This is a genomic window from Pedobacter sp. UBA4863, from assembly GCF_002399615.1.
Lineage (GTDB): Bacteria > Bacteroidota > Bacteroidia > Sphingobacteriales > Sphingobacteriaceae > Pedobacter.
The window spans coordinates 31399-34524 of sequence record NZ_DHDZ01000046.1 but is presented as its reverse complement, the minus strand read 5'-3'; the positions used below and the strand labels follow the sequence as shown (position 1 = coordinate 34524).

Genomic DNA, 3126 nt, shown 5'->3' with positions numbered 1-3126 from the left:
CCCAACCTGTAAAATATTAATATCATTTTTAAACAGTTTCTTAATGTAAAATAGGCTATATGCACAATTTTCACTCTGTTTTAAAACCTTTTAAGCTTTATATGGTTATCTCTATCTAATTAAATTTAGCTTATGAATAACTTTTTCAGAACAGTATTTGCCGGTTGGGGCGCTTGGAAATTGGGTGGCGGTTGTTTATCTACCGTTGTAATTTTTGTAGTGTTATATTATTTATTAGGGCATTGTTAGCTTCTATCGCATCATTTCGAACGAGGCAAAATCTTTGTATTTGTTTAATACAAAGATTTTGCCAAGCTCTTTTTCGGTGTTCTGTTACGCTCGAAATGATGGCAGCGACTTACAAATTCCCTCTTAAGGCTTGCTCACGTTCTAAACTTTCGAACAATGCCTTAAAGTTACCGGCACCAAAACTTTGTGCGCCCTTACGCTGAATAATCTCGAAAAACAAAGTCGGCCTATCTTCTACTGGCTTGGTGAAAATTTGAAGTAAATACCCCTCTTCATCACAATCTACCAAGATACCTAGCTCTTTTAGTCGGTTAATCTCTTCATCTATTTCGCCAACTCGCTCTGGCATCATCTCGTAATAGGCTTGTGGTGGCGCACTTAAAAACTCTACTCCTCTTTCTTTTAATTGCTTTACTGTTTTTACAATATCGTTAGTTGCCACCGCAATATGCTGCACACCTTCGCCTTCGTAAAACTCTAAATATTCCTCAATTTGCGATTTCTTAATTCCTTCTGCCGGTTCGTTAATTGGGAATTTAGAATAACCGTTTCCGTTACTCATTACCTTGCTCATTAAAGCAGAATATTCGGTATTAATTTGCTTATCATCAAACGATAGGATGTTTACAAAGCCCATTACGTCTTCGTACCATTTTACAGTTTCGTTCATGCGGTTCCAGCCAACATTGCCAACGCAGTGGTCGATGTATAATAAGCCCGCATCAATTGGGTTGTATTGGCTTTCCCATTTTTGGTAGCCCGGCATAAAAACTCCGTTGTAATTTTTGCGCTCAATAAACATGTGGATAGTTTCGCCGTAAGTGTAAATACCCGACATTTTCACTTCGCCATGCTCGTCTGTTAGGGTTTGAGGTGCTAAATAAGGTTTTGCGCCTCTTTTGGTGGTTTCTTCAAATGCACTGTAAGCATCCTCCACCCAAAGGGCCAATACTTTTACACCGTCGCCGTGTTTTTTTACATGTTCTGCAATGGCATGGTCTGATTTTAGTGCGGTAGTTAAAATTAAGCGAATTTTTCCTTGCTGCAAAACGTAAGAAGCCCTATCCCTAACGCCAGTTTCGGGGCCAGCATAGGCTAACGATTGAAAACCGAAAGCAGTTTTATAGTAATGTGCCGCCTGTTTGGCATTACCTACGTAAAATTCTATATAATCCGTTCCGTTAATGGGAAGAAAATCTTGCGCTTTAGCAATTTTCTCTGCAAATGTTTGTGTGTTCATTATGTGTTTGTTGTAATGTTTGAAAGTTGTAAGGTTAAAAAATTCAATTCTCTCTTATCCTGAAAATTCTTAAATACTGCTCCTATTCTACGTTTACCTGCCAACTTGTATGATAACTTTCATCTTCAATTGCAATGGCATCTTCGGTTAACATCAGTGGTCTAAAAGGATCAATCATTACGGCAAGTTCTTCGGTTTTTTCTTGGCCGATAGATTTTTCTACCGTTCCGGGATGTGGGCCATGTGGAATACCACCTGGGTGTAAGGTTATTTGGCCTTTCACTACACTTTTTCGGCTCATAAAATCGCCATCTACGTAATATAAAACTTCATCGCTATCTACATTACTGTGGTTGTAAGGTGCGGGAATTGCTAGCGGATGGTAATCGTACTTACGCGGCACGAAAGAGCAAATCACAAAATTATGGCCTTCGAAAGTTTGGTGCACAGGTGGCGGTTGGTGCAAGCGTCCGGTGATGGGTTCAAAATCATGGATAGAAAATGCCCAAGGGTAATGAAAACCATCCCAACCTACAAAATCAAAAGGATGTGTACCATAGGTATAAGGGTACATCACTCCCTGCTTTTTAATTAACACCTTTAAATCTCCGGTTTCATCAAAAGTTTGTAGATTTTCTGGGCGCTTAATATCGCGTTCGCAAAAAGGCGAATGTTCTTCTAACTGACCAAAGGCATTTCTATATCTTTTTGGAGTACGAATAGGACTAAAACTTTCTACAATGAACAAGCGGTTTTTCTCATCGTTAAACTCCAGCTGATAAATAGTACCACGCGGAATTACCAGATAGTCGCCGTATTCGAAAGCAATTTCGCCAAAGCCTGTTTTTAATTTCCCGGTGCCTTCGTGAATAAAAATTACTTCATCAGCCTGACTGTTCTTATAAAAATAATCCGTCATAGACTTGCGGGGAGCGGCCAAAGAAATATGCAAATCGCTGTTTACCAACACAGGTTTACGGCTTTGCAAATAATCGTCTGCTGGTTGTATGTTAAAACCCAACAAGCTGGTATGGCGTAAATGTTTTTCGCGGGCAATTTTAGGCTCAACACTATAAGGTTCGCCTATGGCCTTTACAATAGTTGGCGGATGGCAATGATACACTAACGAATATAAACTCGAAAAGCCTTCGGTAGATACCAGTTCTTCGGCATATAAATCGCCATTAGGTTTACGAAAAACAGTATGTCTTTTAGGAGGAATAGCTCCCAAGGTATGATAAATAGGCATAGTATGGATAAATTTTGGTTAGAATTAAAAACGATCGGTAACAGAGAGCGCTTTAATAGCATTTTAAGAACGCTTTAAGCACGTTCGAAACAGGTGGATGATCTAAGAATATTGCGCAAATATTATTTTAGACAACATATTGAACCTATAAGCCGCAAATACTGCCGCAGCCTGTAAGGTATAATATGTCATGTTTTGTTTCATTATTTAACGAAGTTACGCTTTTTATATAATGGCGCAATAGCTTTGTGATTAAAATTGACATAATAATAACCCATTGTGCATTTGGAAGATTTAGCCACAGCTGCTAAAGGGATAAAAGTATAGGGGAATTTATTTTTTGGGCTAAAATCCATTAGAAACTGTTTAAATTTCAATAAGAATAAAT

3 protein-coding genes are annotated in these 3126 nt (G+C 38.5%); all 3 read right to left on the bottom strand.

Features of this window, described 5'->3' with window-relative positions:
• Positions 1–358: 358 nt before the first annotated feature.
• Positions 359–1489, bottom strand: coding sequence for a 4-hydroxyphenylpyruvate dioxygenase (hppD, locus tag B3I52_RS12125; RefSeq protein ID WP_293301608.1), 1131 nt, complete (start codon positions 1487–1489; stop codon positions 359–361).
• A gap of 82 nt (positions 1490–1571) precedes the next feature.
• Complete coding sequence (locus tag B3I52_RS12120) at positions 1572–2738, bottom strand: homogentisate 1,2-dioxygenase (RefSeq protein WP_293301607.1); 1167 nt, start codon at positions 2736–2738, stop codon at positions 1572–1574.
• Positions 2739–2941: 203 nt separating this feature from the next.
• Positions 2942–3126, bottom strand: a 185-nt coding sequence (locus B3I52_RS12115; protein WP_293301606.1) for a hypothetical protein, incomplete at its 5' end; no start/stop codon positions are given.

What these genes read in the sequence shown, in the direction of transcription:
- hppD (WP_293301608.1), bottom strand. Translation starts at nt 1,489, where the DNA reads ATGAACACACAAACATTTGCAGAGAAAATTGCTAAAGCGCAAGATTTT.
- B3I52_RS12120 (WP_293301607.1), bottom strand. Translation starts at nt 2,738, where the DNA reads ATGCCTATTTATCATACCTTGGGAGCTATTCCTCCTAAAAGACATACT.